The 15,939-nt window shown below is 72.1% G+C and carries 15 protein-coding genes; 9 read left to right on the top strand and 6 right to left on the bottom strand.

Annotated features, from left to right (window positions below):
- Positions 1 to 11 precede the first annotated feature (11 nt).
- Positions 12 to 641, bottom strand: a complete 630-nt coding sequence (locus PPSIR1_RS24570; RefSeq protein ID WP_006973876.1) for a glutathione S-transferase family protein — start codon at positions 639 to 641, stop codon at positions 12 to 14.
- Here PPSIR1_RS24570 and PPSIR1_RS43700 point away from each other — a divergent pair.
- From PPSIR1_RS43700 to PPSIR1_RS24545, 5 genes are all read left to right on the top strand, one after another.
- Positions 640 to 1,617 (top strand): helix-turn-helix domain-containing protein, encoded by a 978-nt coding sequence (locus PPSIR1_RS43700; RefSeq protein WP_086001664.1) that lies wholly within the window; start codon positions 640 to 642, stop codon positions 1,615 to 1,617. The two genes, PPSIR1_RS24570 and PPSIR1_RS43700, sit on opposite strands and share 2 nt — an antisense overlap.
- Complete coding sequence (locus PPSIR1_RS24560; RefSeq protein WP_006973874.1) at positions 1,614 to 2,366, top strand: cupin domain-containing protein; 753 nt, start codon at positions 1,614 to 1,616, stop codon at positions 2,364 to 2,366. Before PPSIR1_RS43700 ends, PPSIR1_RS24560 begins: the two co-directional genes overlap by 4 nt.
- Positions 2,367 to 2,477: 111 nt before the next feature.
- Entirely contained in the window at positions 2,478 to 3,278 is an 801-nt protein-coding gene (locus PPSIR1_RS24555) for a helix-turn-helix domain-containing protein (protein ID WP_045116678.1), read from the top strand.
- A 225-nt stretch (positions 3,279 to 3,503) separates the two neighbouring features.
- Positions 3,504 to 3,944: a hypothetical protein gene (locus PPSIR1_RS24550; RefSeq protein ID WP_006973872.1), complete on the top strand. Its 441-nt coding sequence runs from the start codon at positions 3,504 to 3,506 to the stop codon at positions 3,942 to 3,944.
- A gap of 175 nt (positions 3,945 to 4,119) precedes the next feature.
- Positions 4,120 to 5,076 (top strand): STAS domain-containing protein, encoded by a 957-nt coding sequence (locus PPSIR1_RS24545; protein ID WP_006973871.1) that lies wholly within the window; start codon positions 4,120 to 4,122, stop codon positions 5,074 to 5,076.
- 457 nt (positions 5,077 to 5,533) lie between these two features.
- Here the strand turns inward: PPSIR1_RS24545 and PPSIR1_RS24540 are convergent, their stop codons facing one another.
- The 3 genes from PPSIR1_RS24540 to PPSIR1_RS24530 all read right to left on the bottom strand — a co-directional run bounded on the left by PPSIR1_RS24540 (position 5,534) and on the right by PPSIR1_RS24530 (position 8,690).
- The gene (locus tag PPSIR1_RS24540) at positions 5,534 to 6,265 is read right to left on the bottom strand and encodes a redoxin domain-containing protein (protein ID WP_006973870.1); all 732 of its coding nucleotides are present in this window, start codon (positions 6,263 to 6,265) and stop codon (positions 5,534 to 5,536) included.
- 46 nt (positions 6,266 to 6,311) lie between these two features.
- Positions 6,312 to 7,247, bottom strand: a complete 936-nt coding sequence (locus PPSIR1_RS24535) for a protein-disulfide reductase DsbD domain-containing protein (protein WP_157595936.1) — start codon at positions 7,245 to 7,247, stop codon at positions 6,312 to 6,314.
- A 480-nt stretch (positions 7,248 to 7,727) separates the two neighbouring features.
- Positions 7,728 to 8,690, bottom strand: coding sequence for a DMT family transporter (locus PPSIR1_RS24530; protein ID WP_006973867.1), 963 nt, complete (start codon positions 8,688 to 8,690; stop codon positions 7,728 to 7,730).
- A gap of 65 nt (positions 8,691 to 8,755) precedes the next feature.
- Between PPSIR1_RS24530 and PPSIR1_RS49545 the strand changes: the two genes are divergently transcribed.
- The 3 genes from PPSIR1_RS49545 (at position 8,756) to PPSIR1_RS24510 (ending at position 13,022) form a co-directional block, all read left to right on the top strand.
- A complete protein-coding gene (locus PPSIR1_RS49545; protein ID WP_198154603.1) occupies positions 8,756 to 9,076 on the top strand; it encodes a hypothetical protein in 321 nt (106 codons plus the stop codon).
- An 88-nt stretch (positions 9,077 to 9,164) separates the two neighbouring features.
- Positions 9,165 to 10,919: a serine/threonine-protein kinase gene (locus PPSIR1_RS43695; RefSeq protein ID WP_006973865.1), complete on the top strand. Its 1,755-nt coding sequence runs from the start codon at positions 9,165 to 9,167 to the stop codon at positions 10,917 to 10,919.
- Positions 10,920 to 11,870: 951 nt separating this feature from the next.
- Positions 11,871 to 13,022 carry a hypothetical protein gene (locus tag PPSIR1_RS24510; RefSeq protein WP_157595935.1) on the top strand — a complete coding sequence of 384 codons (1,152 nt, stop codon included), beginning with the start codon at positions 11,871 to 11,873 and terminating at the stop codon, positions 13,020 to 13,022.
- 7 nt (positions 13,023 to 13,029) lie between these two features.
- Here PPSIR1_RS24510 and PPSIR1_RS24505 read toward each other — a convergent pair whose 3' ends face one another.
- On the bottom strand, positions 13,030 to 14,148 hold the full coding sequence (locus PPSIR1_RS24505; RefSeq protein WP_045116669.1) for a hypothetical protein: 1,119 nt from the start codon (positions 14,146 to 14,148) through the stop codon (positions 13,030 to 13,032).
- 74 nt (positions 14,149 to 14,222) lie between these two features.
- Between PPSIR1_RS24505 and PPSIR1_RS24500 the strand changes: the two genes are divergently transcribed.
- Positions 14,223 to 14,714, top strand: a complete 492-nt coding sequence (locus PPSIR1_RS24500; RefSeq protein WP_006973860.1) for a GNAT family N-acetyltransferase — start codon at positions 14,223 to 14,225, stop codon at positions 14,712 to 14,714.
- Positions 14,715 to 14,798: 84 nt separating this feature from the next.
- On the opposite strand, the gene mdh is transcribed toward PPSIR1_RS24500, so the two are convergent.
- Positions 14,799 to 15,746 carry a malate dehydrogenase gene (gene mdh, locus PPSIR1_RS24495; RefSeq protein WP_006973859.1) on the bottom strand — a complete coding sequence of 316 codons (948 nt, stop codon included), beginning with the start codon at positions 15,744 to 15,746 and terminating at the stop codon, positions 14,799 to 14,801.
- Positions 15,747 to 15,939: the final 193 nt, after the last annotated feature.

Genomic DNA, 15,939 nt, shown 5'->3' with positions numbered 1-15,939 from the left:
GTGCGCAGGCTCTACAAGCCGTGCTGCTCGCGCTGCTCGGCGTGCACGGCCTCGGAGCGCTGGTAGGCCGGGCGGGCGTCGAGGGCCTCGACGTAGCGCACGTAGCTCGGCCGCTTTTCGAGCATCCCGAAGGCGGTCATCCAGCGCACGGTGCCGCCGAACACCACGTCGGCCATGGTGAAGCGCTCGCCGAGCAGGAAGGGGCCGTCGCCGATGGCGGCCTCGATGGTGTCGAGCATGTTGGCGTAGGTCCCCCAGCCCGCCGAGCCGGCCTTGAACTCCCAGCCCGCGGCCTGGGCCATGGCGCCGGGCTCGATGACCGAGGGCGAGTAGAAGCTCCAGCGCAGGTAGTCGGCGCGGGCCGGGTCGTCGGGGGCGGGGGCGAGGGTGCCGAGGCCGTAGCGGTCGCCGAGGTAGAGGGCGATGGCGGCGGCCTCGGTCACGACGACGGTCTGCTCGTCGCGGGTCTCGACGAGGGTCGGGATCTTGCCCATGGGGTTGAGGGCCCGGAACGCGTCGCGTTGGTTCGCCCCGCTGGGGAAGTCGACGAAGGTCAGCGCGTAGTCGAGGCCGAGCTCTTCGAGGGCCCAGACGATGCCCGCGGCGCGGGAGTGGGGGTGGTAGTGGAGGTTGAGGGCCATGGCCCTTCCTAGCACCCGCGAGCGGGGCGAGGGCTACAATGGCGCCGTGACGCAGGCTGGGCGGAGGGTGCTGGTCAACCCGAGCGGGGCTGCGCTCGCGTGTCACGGCGGGGTGATGTCGGGTCGAGTCGGGCGCTACCACATGCCAGGCTACGCCGGGCCGCTCTCGCTCAAGATGATGCTCCGGGGGCGGGGGCGCTGGCGGACCGGGACGACCGAGCACCTCGTCACGCCCGGATCGGTGCTCATCCTCAACGCGGGCCAGCACTACTCGCTGACCATCGAGGACGAGGACATCGAGACCCTGTGCCCCTTCTTCGCCGACGCGCTGGTCCGCGAGGCGGTCCGGGCGCGAAGGCTGGACCTCGGCGCGCTCCTCGATCGCCCGCGGGACGTCGACGCGCGGACCCCCGAGTTCGTCGAGCGCCTGCGCCAGCCCAGCCTCGACCTGTTGGCGGACGCCCAGCGGCTGCGCCGCGCGATTCAGGGCGAGGGGGAGGCCCACGACGCGCTGCTGCGCTTGCTCGACCGCGTGCTGCTCGAGTTCGTCGACGAGCGCGAGCGCATCGCCGAGCTGCCGGCCGCGCGCGCGGCGACCCGCGAGGAGCTCTACCGCCGGGTCCACCGGGCGCGGGACTACATCCACGCCACCCTCGACGGCGATCTGTGCCTCGACACCCTGGCCCGGGTCGCGGCCCTGTCGAGCTACCACTTCCACCGGTCCTTTCGCGCGGTCGTGGGCACGACGCCCGCGCGCTACGTCAGCGAGCAGCGCCTGCTCCGGGCCCACGAGCTGCTGCGCGCTCGCGAGCTGGCGGTCAGCGAGGTCGTGTTCGAGGTGGGCTGGTCGAGCCTGGGCAGCTTCTCGACGGCCTTCAAGCGCCGCTTTGGCGTGAGCCCGGCGCGGGTCCGGGACGCAAATTCGCAAGCTCGAAGAAGCGCGGAGAAGGGGGCGCGGTCCACAGTGGGGCCATGAGCTTCGTCCGCAGCCGTCGACACCTGCTGCGCGGTGCCCTGGCCGCGCCCGCCATCTTCGCCCTGTCCGCCTGCGCGAGCCGACGCGGGGGCAGGGGCGGCGCGCCGATCGGCCCCTCGGGCTTTGACGCTTGGCTGGACGCGTGGGCCGAGCGGGGCCGGGCCATCGCCGCGGGGCAGCCCCACGACGCCCGGGCCGAGGACGCCCTGGTCCACGAGCTGTGCGCCTCGCTCAGCCGCTTCGAGCCGGGCAGGGTGCCGCGGGCCGAAGCGCTGACGAGTTTTGGCGAGGGGCTGCGCTCGGGCCCGGTGCGGGTCGAGGGCGCGCTGCTGCTCGTCGAGCTCGAGCTGGGGCCCCACGCCGTGGTCCCGGCGCACAACCATGTGGGCTACGACTTCGTCAGCGTGGGGCTGAGCGGGGAGGCGCAGGTCCGCCACTACGAGCCGCTCGCGGGGGCGCCCGCGCCAGACCCCGATCCGGCCCGCGTCGACGGCCGGGTGTTTCAGGTCGCGGAGGTGCAGCGCGTGCGCCTGTCCCCCGGGCGTTGCTCGAGCCTCACGCGGGCCCGCGCCAACATCCACTGGCTGCGCGCCGGCCCCGAGGGCGCGCGGGTCCTCGACGTGGGCCTGCACTTCCCCGATCCTGGACCGGGCCCGCGGCAGTTCTCGGCCCTGGACATCTACCTCGAGGCCCGCGACCGCGAGCGCGGCATCTACGACGCGCGCTGGATCGGAGACCCCTACCGCTGAGTGCTGCTCTACCCCCACAGCCGTCTCGCCTGGCCACGGGGCGAGCTTGGCTCGGGGCCATGACCTGATCAGGTAAGTGCGCGGCGCTCGACGATGCGCTACTCGTGGACCATGGCCGAGGTCCCCGAAGGCGCTGGTTTGTTCGCGGCTCAGCTCCGCTTTTGGCGGCGCAAGCGAGGGCAGAGCCAGCTCGATCTGTCCGTCGCGGCCGACGTGTCCGCGCGCCACATCAGCTTCCTCGAGACCGGCCGGGCCAAGCCCAGCGAGGCCATGGTCCTGCGCCTGGGCAAGGTCCTGGGCCTGCCCCTGCGCGAGCGCAACACCTTGCTGGCGGCCGCCGGCTTCGCCCCGGCCTTCGCCGAGCCCCGCGAGGTGCCGGCGGCGATCCAGGCCGTCCTCGACGACATGCTGCGGCGCTTCGAGCCTTGCCCCGTCGTCGTCATGGACCGCTGCTACAACGTGCTGCAGGCCAACGCCGCGGCCCTGGCCCTGTTCGCCGTGGTCTTCGCCGAGCCGACCCAAGACCCGCCCAACATGCTCCACGCGCTCTTCGATCCCAAGCTCGCCCGGCCCTTCGTGCGCGACTGGGAGGCCCTCGCCCGGGTCATGCTGACGCGCCTGCACGAGCGCGCCCTGCTGACCGGCGACGCCGAGATGCGCAGCTTGATCGCGGCCATGCAGGCCTACCCCGGCGTGCCGGCGAACTGGCGCGAGCCGGACTTTTCGGCCGACGGCGAGCCCGTGCAGCTGCTCCGCCTCGCCCTGCCCGGGGGGCTCGAGCTGGCCTTCACCATGCTGCTCACGCGCTTTAGCGAGTCGCGCAACGTGGCCCTCGACGAGCTGGTGATCGAGACCTACCTGCCTGCGGACCCGGCGACCGAGCGCTTTTGCGGCGAGTTCCTGCGGCCCTGAAGGTGCCGCAATGCCTGCGTCGATGCCGTCGGAGTTTGCGCATCGAAGGTGGCAGTGTGGTGATCTGTCATTGGGGTGAATGACGGCACCCAATGATGGCTATGCGCGGAGTTGGAGCGGCGTGTCGGCAGGGCGAAAGCGAACTGTCGAAATGAACGACGGCTGCGTCACCTGCGTGTTCCGCGGAGGGGTGACAAGGCGCGCAGGTTGTGCCATGCCTGCGTCGTGGACTCGCTCTACACCGTCGAAGACGGCGAGCACCGCGTGGTCATGGACACGCGCGAATTGCCGCTGCTCTTGGTGCACTGGACGGGGGAAGCCACGGCGCCGCTGGTCAGGGACTTCTTCGCGCTCCAAGAGCGCGTGATCCACGAGCTCGAGGCCGAGGGCCGATCGGTCGTCATCATCACCGTTGCGCTCGATGCGGAGCGGCCCCGAGGCTACGTCCGTCGCCAGATTCTGCGAGAAACCGTTCGCCTGCGCCCCTTGCTCGATCGGGTCCGCGTGGGCGACGCGATGGTCCTGACCAACCCGCTGATTCACGCCGCCATGGACGCGCTGCACTGGGTCGATCCAGAGTTCAACGTCTCGACCTTCGAGACCCTCGACGAAGCCCGTGCCTGGGGTCTGGACATGCTCGGTCGTCGGCAAGAACGCGCGGGTTGAATCGTCATTGTTGCGGTGGTTGCGACAGGCCCTTCGAGTGCGAGCGGCCGCGTAGCTTGCTAGGCTCGAGGGGTCGATGGTGAAGGCGGCGAATCGAGTTACCCACGAGGTCCATGGTCACGAGTTCGATTGGGATCTCGGCGAAGGCTTGTTGCGAGTCAGCGGCAGTACATCCTTGACGATCTGGATCGAGAGCTCGCTCGCGGGGCTCATGCAAGGCATGCAGCGGATGGTCGGGACCGAGCGCTTCAACCTCGCCATGCAAGGCGGCGGGCGGGACAGCGTCGAGGGGGACTGGGCCCTGATCTCGCAGTCGCCGACCTTCGAGGAGGGCTTCGCGGTGCTCTCCGGGGTCGCGTGGCCGTGCGGCTGGGGACGCTGGGAGGTCGTGTCGCTCGATCGAGAGACCCCGCGCGCGGTGTTCCGGGTGACCAACGGCTGGGAGCCCCTCTACCAGCGCGCCCTCGGGCTGTGCTGGGGGTCGAGCATGCTGGCGGGCAAGCTCTCGGGCCTGTGCGCGAAGCTGTTCGAGGTCAATTGTTGGGCGGAGCAGACCAAGTTCCAGGCCAAGGGCGAGCCCTACGACGAGTTCGTGGTCGAGCCCTCGGACACGACCATCGAGCAGTCCCTGGAGGCATTGCTGGGCTCGGACCACGCGACCCGGGCCGACCTGGCCGTGGCCCTCGAGAAGTTGCGCTACGAGAACGAGGTGCGCACGGCAGCGCAAAACCAGGCCAGGGAGCTCATCGAGCAGCAGCAGCGCGACCTCGACGTGCTCTCGGTTCCGCTTTTGCAGATCTGGGACGGGGTGCTCGCGCTTCCGCTGCTCGGATCGCTGACCACGACGCGGGCCCAGGCCCTGATGGAGCGGCTGCTCGAAGCGATTCAGGCCTCGTCGACCCGCTTCGCGCTCATCGACGTGACCGGCGTGGACACCATCGACACCGCGACGGCGGACCACCTGCTCCGGGTCGTCCGCGCGACGGCGATGCTCGGGACCCAGTGCATCGTGACCGGGATTCAGCCCGCCGTCGCCCAGACCCTGGTGACCCTCGAGACCAACCTCGAGGAGGTCCGGACCTGCGCGACGCTGCGGGACGGGCTCAAGTACTGCATGGAGCGGCTGAGCTAGGCCCCCGCGGGCGGCTGGGGCCGGGGGCGCTTCGTCGCTCAGTTAGGCCCCCGCAGGCGGCTGGGACCGGGGGCGCTTCGTCGCTCAGTTAGGTCCCCGCAGGCGGCTGGGACCGGGGGCGCTTCGTCGCTCAGTTAGGCCCCCGCAGGCGGCTGGGACCGGGGGCGCTTCGTCGCTCCGCTCCTCCGCTTTGGTCGTGGGGCAATGGGGCTCGTGCCTTGGAGAGGGCGTGTGGTCGCCCCCGCAGGCGGGGGCGCTGTCAGGCGGGGAGCCGAGCGGTAGTTGGCGTCGTCGAAGTCTGCTGTTTGGTGGGGGTGCCGTCAGGCGGGGATGCTGTCAGGCGGGGATGCTGTCAGGCGGGGATGCTGTCAGGCGGGATGCTGTCAGCGGGATGAAGTTGGACGACGCCCCACGGTCCCAGGCCGGGGGCGCTTCGTCGCTCCGCTCCTACGCCGTGCTAGCTGCGGACTTCGCCCATGGGGGCGTTGTCGAGGCCGCCGGCGTAGACCAGCACGCCCTCGGGGTTGACCACGTACATCTGCGGCGTGGTCTTGGCCCCGTACATGTGGCCGACCGCGCCGTCCTCGTCGAGCAGCACGGCGTGGTCGAGCTTCCAGTCCTTGCGGGCCTGCTCGTTGCGCTCGGCGCCGTGGCCCTGCTTGCCGGTGGCGCCGGAGTTGATGGCGATCCACACGACCTCACCCCCGCCGGCGTCGACGGTCTTCTTGGCCATGTCGTTGAGCGGGCCGTCGCCGTGGGCGTAGACCACGAAGGGGCAGTCGGGGTTGAACCACTCGATGATGACGGTCTTGCCCTTGAAGTCGGCGAGCGAGACGTCGGCGCCAGCGGTGTCCTTGAGGGTGAAGGCGGGGGCCGGCTCGCCGACCTTGGCCGAGGCCTCGCCGCCCGCGTCGGCATACTTGACGCTGCAGCCGTAGGGCTGGCTCTCGGCCATGGCCACGGCCTTGCCCGCGCCCAGGTCTCCGAGCGCGTTGGCGAGGTAGGCTTCGTAACCCTCGGGCGCCTCGCCGGCCTTGGCTTCGGGCTTGGCGTCGGCTTCGGGTTTGGCGTCGGCGGGCTCGGCCTCGGCCGCGTCGGCGGCGGGCTCCTTGGCGGGCTCTTCGGCTTGCTGCGAGCAGGCGAAGGTCAGGGCGAGGGCCAGGCAGGGGAGGGTGTGGATGAGCTTCATGGTGTCCGTTCGCGGTGTGTGGTTGAGGGGGTGCTCGGCTCCGAGCTCAGGCCTCGGGCCAGGGGAGAGCGAGGGTCAGCCAGCGCGTGGTCTCGCCGTCCTTCCAGCGGACGACGCCCTGACCCTCGGGGAACGTTTCGCGCGCGCCCTGGAAGCGGTAGCGCACGGCGAGGCCGTCGCCAGCCTCGGCCTCGCTGGCCACGAACAGCGCGGCGTCGGAGGCGAAGGGGAAGAAGGCCTCGACGGCGCCAGCTTCGGCCTGGAGGACCAGGGCGCTGTCCTTGCCCGCCTCGGCTCGCCAGGTCCCGGTCACGCGCTCAGCCGCGGGCTCGGGGACTCGCGACAGCATGTCCGCGAGCAGGGGATCGGCGGCCTCGGCCTGGGCGAGCTCGGGGAGGCTCAGGCTGGCTTTCTTTTTCTCGCGGATGCAGCTCTCGCGGCACACCAGCCAGCGGCTGTCGATGTCGACGCTGGGGGTCTCGCCGAACACGGGCACGAACAGCACGGCGTCCTCGTGCCAGCCGTAGCTGACCTGTCCGCCAGGGCCCACGAGGGCGTCGGGGGCGGGGTAGAGGGTCTCGCCCGCCTCGCCGCTGCCGTCTGCGACCTGGGCTTTGATCTGGGTGCGCAGGCCGGTCTCGCCCGGGTTTTGCCAGTAGATGTGCCAGCCCTCGGGGACCTCGTAGCGCACCGCGAGGAGCAGGGCGGCCTCGGCCAGCTTGGCGTCGCCGGTGCGCTCGGCGAGGGCGGCCTGTTGCTCGGGGCCGACGCGGCTGAACGCGAGCTGGACCTTGGGGCCCTCCTCCTCGCTCGGTGCGGCCTCACTCGGAGACGCTTCGGGGGCTTCGGGGGCCTCGGCCTTCGCTTCGGCGGCCGCGGCCGGCTTGGTGTCCGAGGCCGGGCCCTCGCTCTTGCAGCCCCCCGCGGCCACGGTCAACAGCGCACAGGTAGCGAGGAGCGGCGTCGAGCTAGGGGGTCGCACGGACCGACCATATCGCCATCGATGGCGAGGCGCGCCCGCGTACCCCCAATTGGGGAGGGCTGGGCGTGAACGGACTGTAAATCCTCGCTCGATCGAGCGGTCCCGAGGGCAGTCGACACGCCCACCGCCGAGCGCACCGCCCCCTCGTGCGTGGCGTCGCTGAGGTCGGCCCCGGGTGGGAGGTCCGGTTGTGGCCGTTGGCCGCGAGGATGCTCGGGCGCGTCCGGAGGGCGTCGACGGTGAACGGGGGCACGGCGTGGGTGAAGCGATCGACCACCCGCTCCGGCGCGATCATGGCGTCGAGGTTGTGCGACATGCTGTAGCTGGTCTCCGGCGGCAGCCCGTAGGGGTCGGTGAAGCGGCAGGTGTAGCCGAGCTCGCCCTCGGGGTTCTCGAAGTCGTCGGCCGGCCCGTGGTGGTTTGCCGTGGCGCGCGGAGGCCCGACGTGATCGCCAAGTTCGCCGACGCGATCGAGGAGGTCTAGAGCAGGAGCAGGGCGACGCCGCCGACGGCGATGAGCGCGCCCAGTAGCCCGGCCAGGCCGATTTTCTCGCCGCGCAGCCAGGAGATCGGCAGCATCAGGATCGGGGTCAGGGCCATGAGGCTGGCCGCGACCCCGGTGGGCGCCAGCTTGACGGCGATGAGCGACAGCCCGACGCCCAGGAAGGGGCCGAAGATGGCCCCGATCGCGGCGAAGCCCATGGCCGGCTTGTCGCGCAGGGCGACGCGGACCTTGGGCCACCAGCTCGACGCGGTCACGACCACGGCGAAGCCGGCCACGGCGACGATGACCCGGATCTGGGTGGCCGCGAAGGCGTCGTAGTCGGCCATGCCGTACTTGCTGAGCACGAGGCCGCCGGCCTGGCCCAGGGAGCCCGCGAGGGCCATGGCGAGGCCGCCGGTGAGCACGCCCAAGAGCCCGCCGGGGAGCGCGGGCGGCCCGTCACCCTCGCTCTCGTTCTCGTTTTCGTCCTCGCTCTCGTCTTCCGCAGCGGGCTCGGCCGGGCGCTCGCGCTTGGCCACGGCCCACGCGATGCCGCCCACGGTCGCCGCCATGCCGAGCACCTCCCGGGTCTCGAGGGTCTCGCCGAGGAACACCAGGCCAAACAGGGCCGCCCACACCGGCACGGAGGCCATGACCAGCGTGGTCAGCCGCGGGCCCAGGTAGACGAAGGCGCGAAACAGGCACAGGTCGCCAAACACGAAGCCGACCAGGGAGGACAGGCCCAGCCACAGCCAGGTGTGCAGATCGGCGTCGAGGGGCAGGGCGGCCCCGCGGGTGAACCAGCCCCACACGGCCAGGGGCACCATCGCCAGGGTCAGGCGCACGAGGTTGAGGCTGAGGGAGCCGATGCGCTTGCCCGAGGCCTCGAAGGACAGGGCCGTGATGACCCAGCAGCTCGCCGTGCCCAGAGCCGCCAACTCGCCCGCGCGCTCGATCACGGCGAGACCATAGACGCTGGCGGGGCCCGATGCCCGGAAAAGTGTGGGGATGGTAGAACGCGCGGGTGAGCCCGAGCGGACGGCGAAGGGGCCTCGTGGCGCTCGGGGTCGGGGGAGCCCTGGCCGCGCTCGCGGGCGTCGGGGCGCTGATCTTCGTGCTCGCCGCGCCCTCGCCCGCGCGGACCTGCGAGCACATTCGGGGGTTGCTCGCGCTCGCACGGGAGCCGGCCGGGGAGGCCGAGGCGGCGGCTTGCCTGGCCGCTCAGGAGGCCCGTCGCGCGCGCTGGGGCCGGGTCGGCTGGGCCCGCCATGCGTGGTGCGTGGCGGGGTCGGAGACGATCCCGGGGGCGGGCCGGTGCACCTCCGAGGGCCCCGTCTTCGATTGAGCCGCCCTCCCCATGATGCAAGGCGACTCGCCGCCCTTTGGCCCCATGGCTGCGCTGGCCTCAAAGCGGGTACCATCCCCGCGGAGGCATGAGCGAGGAAGCCGGAGATCCGTTGCGCGACGCTGCGCCGGAGTACGAAGACGTCGAAGCCAAGCGAGCCCGAGCGGGAATTGCGGCGGCGCTGTTTGCTTCGGAGCCCGAGGAGGCCGAGCCCATCCTCGTGGGTCGCTACCGGGTGGAGTCTCGCCTCGGCGCGGGCGGCATGGGCGTGGTCTACCGCGCCCACGATCCCGACCTCGATCGGCCCGTGGCCGTCAAGCTGCTCCACGCGGACGCCGCGGACGACGATCGGGCCCGGGCGCGCATGCAGCGAGAGGCCCGCTCCCTCGCCAAGCTCTCCCACCCCAACGTCATCACCGTCTACGACGTCGGCGTCGAGGACCAGCAGGTGTTCGTGGCCATGGAGCTCGTCGCGGGGCCGGACCTGCGCAAGTGGCTTCAAGGCGTCGACCCGAGGGACTGGCGGCGGGTGCTGGAGGTCTTTTTGGCCGCGGGCCGGGGCCTCGAGGCGGCCCACGCCGTCGGCCTGGTGCACCGCGACTTCAAGCCCGAGAACGTGCTCGTCGGCCACGACGGCCGGGTCCGGGTGCTCGACTTTGGCCTCGCGCGGGCGCGGTCGCCAGTCGCCATGGCAGGGGGCGCCGACACGAGCCTGGAGACCGATGGGGACGGGGCGAGCTTGCCAGAGGAGGCCCTCGCCACGGGAGAGGGCGTCGACGAGCTCGGCAGCATGCCGACCTACCTCCCGACCTCGGCGCTCACCGGTCAGCTGACCGAGACCGGAGCGCTCATCGGCACGCCGCTGTACATGGCTCCGGAGCTCTACGCCGGCGGTCGGGCAGGCCCGGCGAGCGATCAGTTCGCCTTTTGTGCCTCGCTCTACGAGGGGATCTACCGCGCGCGGCCCTTCGGCGAGGACACCATGGCCGCCCACGTCGAGGCCGTCCGGGCGGGTCGACTGGTCGAGCCGAAGGCCCGCGGATCGGAGGTCCCCGCGCAGCTGTGGCGCATCGTCGCGCGGGGCCTGGCGGCCGATCCCAGCGCGCGCTACCCCGAGCTCACCGAGCTGCTCACCGAGCTCGAGGCCCTGCTCCGCGATCCCGCCGGGGTGTCCGTGCCCGGGGCGTCGGCGGCCACGGTGAGCGTGTCCGGGTCGAGCATCGTGGTGCCGCCGGCGAGCGGCTTTCCGTGGAGCTGGCTCGTGGCGGGGGCGGCCGTGGTCGCGCTCGCGGGGACGCTCGTGGCCCTCGAGCTCGGCATGCTCTCCGGGGGGCCCGCGGGCCCGGCCAACGCGGCGTCGGCGAGCTCGGAGTCGAAGCTCGAGTCACGAGCCGAGGTCGAAGTCGATGGTGATGCCGAGCTGGAGGCCGGGGGCGACGTCGTCGCGCAGGAGACCGGCGCGGCCGCGGCCGTCGCCGAGACCAGCACGGAGGCGTCCGGGGACACGGACGGTGAGACCGGCGGCGAGACGGGAGCGGCCTCCGAGACTGGAAGCGAGACCGGAGCTGCCGACGAGGGCGAGCCAGTCACGGACGCCGGGCCGGGGCCAGGGCCAGATCCGGGCGTGGGCGCGCCCCCGGTCAAGATCGACGGCTGGTGCCACCTCCACGAGGACAGCTACACCCTGCTGACCCGAGGCCGCCGCCGCGGGCACCTGAGCAAGGGCAGCGAGTGCTTCGTGTGTCGGGTCGAGCGGCGGCGCAGCCGAACCCGCAACTTCTCCCAGCGCAACTGCGCTGGCTTCTCGCTGTGCGGCCCCGCGCCCGCGGAGGACTGTTCATGACCGCGCGACCTCGCCACCCCCTGGGCCCGAGCCCGCTCGCTCGCGTGGGCTGCCTGCTCGCCTTCCTCCTCGTCGCCTTCGCGCTGCCCAGCCTCGCCCAGGCCGCGCGGCCCTACGGGGTCGTGACCGTCGACCTGCGCCCGGAGGTGGGCGAGGTGCCCACGCACCTGTGCGTGGTCTCCCAGGGCCAAGGCCCGCGGACGCGCGAGCGCCTCAGCGACATCCTGTTGCCCAGCGAGGGCGAGGGCGAGGGCGAGGGCGCAGGCGGACAGACCTTGGTCCTCGACCCCAAGACCTGGGGCGGCGACGCCAGCGACCAGGTCTGCGAGGCCGGGGGCGAGTGCCTCCCGCGGGTCGAGCTCCTCGCCGGCGCGGCCGCGGACGACCTGTGGGTCGCCTGCGCCACGGACAGCCTGGCCAGCGACAACCTCCGAGACCCGCGGGTCCTCGTGCTCATGCTCGAGCACCTCGAGGGCTCGCCGCCGCTGTTCGAGTCGCTCAAGCTCACGGGCGGCGTGGTCACCGTGGGCGTCCAGGCCGAGCTGTCGCGCATCGTGGTCACGGCGCGCAGCCTCGGGGGCCACTACGCCGCCCACGGCCGCTCGTTCCGGGCGACCAACAGCGACCAGGGCGAGCTCGTCACCTTGCCCATCGCGCCGCGCTGCCACCCCGTGGAGGTCGAGCTCCCCGGCATGCGCCTGCGCGAGTCGGACCGCGAGCGCCTGGTGCTGCGCGCGGGCGAGGCCAGCTTGGATCCCAAGACCTGCGTCGGGCCGCTGCGCGGCAACGGGCGCATGCGCGTGCACCTGCCCCGGGCGTGGAGCTCGAGCGGCGTGGGCGAGCTGGGCTCGGGGCGCCTCGAGATCGAGCTCCCGCCCCACAGAAGACGAGCGGCCCACGGCCACGCGCTTCGCCGCCGACTGGGACTCGGCCTGGCCCCAGGGCAAGCTCGTGCTCGAGCCGCACCGGGTGGCTTTTTTGTGGAGCCCGCCCGCGTGCGTGTGGCCCTCGGGGACCTGCCCCGACGTGACCATCGAGGGCGGCCTGAGCTGCTCGGCGACGGCGCTGGACGACGGCAACTGCCAGTACCTGTGCCCCGGCGAGGGCTCCGACGGCGACGAGTGGGTCCAGCTCACCCCGCCGCTCGCGGTGACCTTCGAGCGCCACGACCCGGACCAGCGCTGGACCGACATCCTCCAGCGCGCGGGTCAGACCCTCTCGTCCTACGTCGACCGCGAGGAGATTTACCTCGACGTGGACGTCAGCGAGTGGGCCACGGACATCCCCGGCAGCCGCATCTCCCACGTCGAGTTCCTCGAGCCCGGCGGCGGCATGCGCCGCTACTCGCTGCAAGAGGCCAGCCGCAGCGCGGGCGAGGACGGCAAGCCCGAGCGCCTGCGCATCCTCGCCCCGGGGGCGACCTGCGACCCCCTGCGCTACACGCTGATCGGCGACCGCCGCTACAAAGAGAGCGCGGCGACCGTGGTCGACGGCAAGGCCGAGCCCGGCGACGTCCACCAGACCGCGCGGCTGCTGACCTTCAACCTCACGCTGGTCCAGGGCGGAGGGCCTGCCATCGCCTACGGCGGGGTGGACGACAAGGTCCGCGATCCCACCTACTTCACGGCGCTGGCCACCCTCGGGGCGAACTTTCGGCCTCGGAACCCGCGCTGGTCTCGGGTCGCCTACGAGGCCCGAATCGGCGGCTCGATCGGCCAGTGGGGCTTTTATGGTCCGGGCTCGCTCCTCGACGAGGAGCGTCGGGTCACCACCAAGCTCCCGTGGGCGCGCCTGTTGTTCGAGGCCGGCGTGGTCGTGGACGTCATCTCGCCCCTGTCCCTGGCGGCCAGCTTCGGCGTGGGCGGGTCGTGGCCCATCAACAACACCGACGTCGCCCAGACCGACCGCTTCGCCTTCGTGCTCTCGCCCTCGGCCGAGGCCCGCTTTGCGATCCGACGGTGGATCTCGCTGGTCGTCCAGGGCCGCGCGGTGTTTCGGGAGCGGACTCAGATCGCCATCGGCCTCAACAACAACACGCCGATCGTGCGCTCCTTCCCCAACGTCTCGCTGCTCGGCCTCTACGGACTGCAATTTTCGTTCTAGGGGCTCGCTAGAAGCGTCCGACCACGGACACGCCGTTGGCGCTCGGGAGCACCGCGATCTCGGTCTGCGAGCGGCGCTTGCGTTGGACGCCCAGGCGGATCCCGCCGGCCAGCATGGCAATGCTCCCGCCGATCTGCAGGGCCCCGATGCCGCCGGTGAACATGGCGAAGAACAGCGGCGCGTCCGGGCCGGCGGCGACGATCCACGGGCCGACGATGGGGATCAGCATGCGGTCGCGGATGCGTCGCAACCGGGCGTCGTCGGGGTCGCTCTGGGCCGGGATGAGGCCAGTGAAGGCCGCCATGACGTAGCCGTAGGTGACCAGCCCGGCCCCGACGTAGATCGGCGTCCGGGCCTTGCGCTCGGTCGCGCTCAGGCGAGGGCGGCGGCGATCGGGGGACAGGTTGTTGCCGTAGCTGAGCAGGGCCACGCCGCCGCCGAGGAGCAGGCCGCCGGCGTGGAGGCCCGCGACGTTGCAGCCGATGCCGGCGGGGCAGGCCTCGCGCAGGGTCGGCCAGGCCAGCCCCGTGCCGAGCATGGTCGCCGCGCCCAGGCCCATCAGCGCGCCGCCGCTGGCCTTCGCGGTCCGGGCCCGGCGTCGGCGGGTCGCCTCGTCGAAGATGCCACGGTCGTACTTGCCCCGCTCCTTGGCGGCGAAGCCCGAGAACATCACGGCGTCGAGGGTCAGGACGCCGCCGAGGGCCAGGCCGATGACCATCCCGGGATTGGGGTCGCCGCGCCGGGGTCGGTCGGCCGAGAGCGCGCCCGTGCCCCCGAGCGCGCCCCACTGCGCCGCCAGGCCGACGGTGCCCATGGCCGCCGCGCCCAAGCCCATGCGTTGATCCTTTCGGAGCTTCGAGGGACGGTCTTGGGTCGGGCCCGGGGCGTCCGCGATGGTGCCCGGGCCGAAGGGCTCGATCGCCGGGCTGGCGACCGCGCCCGCCGGCTCCTCGGGCACGATGTCGGGCAGCGGCACCGGCTCGAGCGCGGGGGGCTCGAAGCGCGCCTGCGGGTCCACGCCCTCGCTCAGGGCCGGAGGCGGGGCTGGGACGGACTCTGGGTCATCCTGAAGTCCAGCCGCGCCGCCCCACAGCGCGAGGGAGAGGGTCCACAGCAAGGCAAGCATCGCGGTGCCCGTCCCGGGGAGGCCGCTGATGGTTCAAAGGGAGCTGGGTCCAATGGTGGCGCTAGGATGCATCCGTGAGCGCTGCCCGAGTACGCGAGGCCACGCAGGCCGACGCAGAGGCCATCGCGGCCATCTACGCCGAGTCCGTCGACGCGGGCGGCTCGACCCTCGACACCGAAGCCCCGCTCGCGTCGCACTTCGCCGCCGAGCTCGCCGATCCGAAGGTGCACGTCGTGGTCGCCGAGCGCGAGGGCACGACCGTCGCCGCGTGGGGCCGCGCGAAGCCGTGGTCGCCCAAGCGCGGCTACGCCCGGACCCGCGAGCTCTCGACCTTCGTCGCCCAGGCCCACCGCCGCCGCGGCCTCGGGCGCCTCGTGACCGCGGCGCTCATCGCCGAGGCCGAGGCGAGCGGCGCCCACCACCTCGTCGCTCGGATCTTCGTCGACAACGAGCCGTCCATGGCGCTCTACTCGAGCCTGGGCTTCGAGCTCGTCGGGATCCAGCGCCAGATCGGCTGGCGCGACGGCGCCTGGGTCGACGTCGCGCTGCTGCAGCGCCTGTGTTGACGCGCGACGCCCGGTCGACCTGCAGCGCGGGCGCTGGGGTGTACCGGGCGTCGGCGGCCGAACAGCTCGGCCAGCGCGTGAGAGCTAGGCCTTCGAGGCGACGAAGGCTCGGCCCTTCTCGATGTTGGCCTTCAGCGCGGGCAAGACCTCTTCGAGCTTTTGCTTCTCGAAGTCGGAGAGCTCGCCCATGCCCAGGTTCTTGGCGACGCCGCCGGTGCCGAGCTCGAGGGGCGTGGCGAAGAACGCGGTCTCGGCCACGTCGGACTGGACGTAGGCGCACTCGACCACGCCCTGCTTGCCGTTGAGGGCCTCGAGCACGGAGACGCCGAAGCGGGCCGCGGCGAAGGCCGTCGACAGCGTCGCCGAGCCAGCGCCGGCCTTGGCCTCGACGACCTCGGTGCCCGCGCTCTGGATGCGCGTGGTGAGGGCCGCCACTTCCTCGTCGGTGAACGAGCAGGTGGGGCTGACCTGCGAGAGCAGGGGCAGGATGGTCACGCCGCTGTGGCCACCGATGACCGGGACGTTGACCTCGGCGACGTCGAGGCCCTTGAGCTCGGCGACGAAGGTGTTGGCGCGCACGATGTCGAGGGTCGAGACGCCGAACAGCTTGGCGGGGTTGTAGACGCCGTGCTTCTCGAGCACGCCCGCCGCGATCGGGACCGTGGCGTTGACCGGGTTGGTGATGATCGCCAGCGCGGCCTCGGGGCAGTTGCGCGCGCAGGCGTCGATGAGGGTCATCGTGATGCCGGCGTTCACGTTGAACAGGTCATCGCGGGTCATCCCGGGCTTGCGGGGCATCCCGGCCGGGATCACGACGAGGTTGGCGTCCTTGACGGCCTCGTCCAGCTGCTCCGCGCCGACGTGGCCGGTCACCTTCGCCGGGGTGTTGATGTGGCTGAGGTCCGCAGCCACGCCAGGCGTGAAGGGGGCGATGTCGTAGCACGCGAGGTGGCTGACGAGGGGGGAGTGCTTCAGGAGGAGAGAGAGGGGCTGGCCGATGCCACCCGCGGCTCCGAGAACGGCGACTTTCATGGGGATTCCTGGCTCGATGGGCTCGATGTTGAGCGTCGTTGAAGAGCGCGCGGATGCTACCATCCGTCCGCCCGCATTGCCCGCCCGCGGGGGCAAAGTAGCCAACGCCCCGCCCCGGGGCGACCACATGCCCCCTCCCAGGCACGAACCCCATTGCCCCACGACCAAAGCGGAGGAGCGGACGGCGACGAAG

Source organism: Plesiocystis pacifica SIR-1, from assembly GCF_000170895.1.
Lineage (GTDB): Bacteria > Myxococcota_A > Polyangia > Nannocystales > Nannocystaceae > Plesiocystis > Plesiocystis pacifica.
This window is presented reverse-complemented; position numbering and strand designations above follow the sequence as displayed.

Coding starts and splice junctions, on each gene's coding strand:
- PPSIR1_RS43700 (WP_086001664.1), top strand. CDS start 640: ATGGCCCTTCCTAGCACCCGCGAGCGGGGCGAGGGCTACAATGGCGCC.
- PPSIR1_RS24570 (WP_006973876.1), bottom strand. CDS start 641: ATGGCCCTCAACCTCCACTACCACCCCCACTCCCGCGCCGCGGGCATC.
- PPSIR1_RS24560 (WP_006973874.1), top strand. CDS start 1,614: ATGAGCTTCGTCCGCAGCCGTCGACACCTGCTGCGCGGTGCCCTGGCC.
- PPSIR1_RS24555 (WP_045116678.1), top strand. CDS start 2,478: ATGGCCGAGGTCCCCGAAGGCGCTGGTTTGTTCGCGGCTCAGCTCCGC.
- PPSIR1_RS24540 (WP_006973870.1), bottom strand. CDS start 6,265: ATGAAGCTCATCCACACCCTCCCCTGCCTGGCCCTCGCCCTGACCTTC.
- PPSIR1_RS43695 (WP_006973865.1), top strand. CDS start 9,165: ATGAGCGAGGAAGCCGGAGATCCGTTGCGCGACGCTGCGCCGGAGTAC.
- PPSIR1_RS24505 (WP_045116669.1), bottom strand. CDS start 14,148: ATGCTTGCCTTGCTGTGGACCCTCTCCCTCGCGCTGTGGGGCGGCGCG.
- mdh (WP_006973859.1), bottom strand. CDS start 15,746: ATGAAAGTCGCCGTTCTCGGAGCCGCGGGTGGCATCGGCCAGCCCCTC.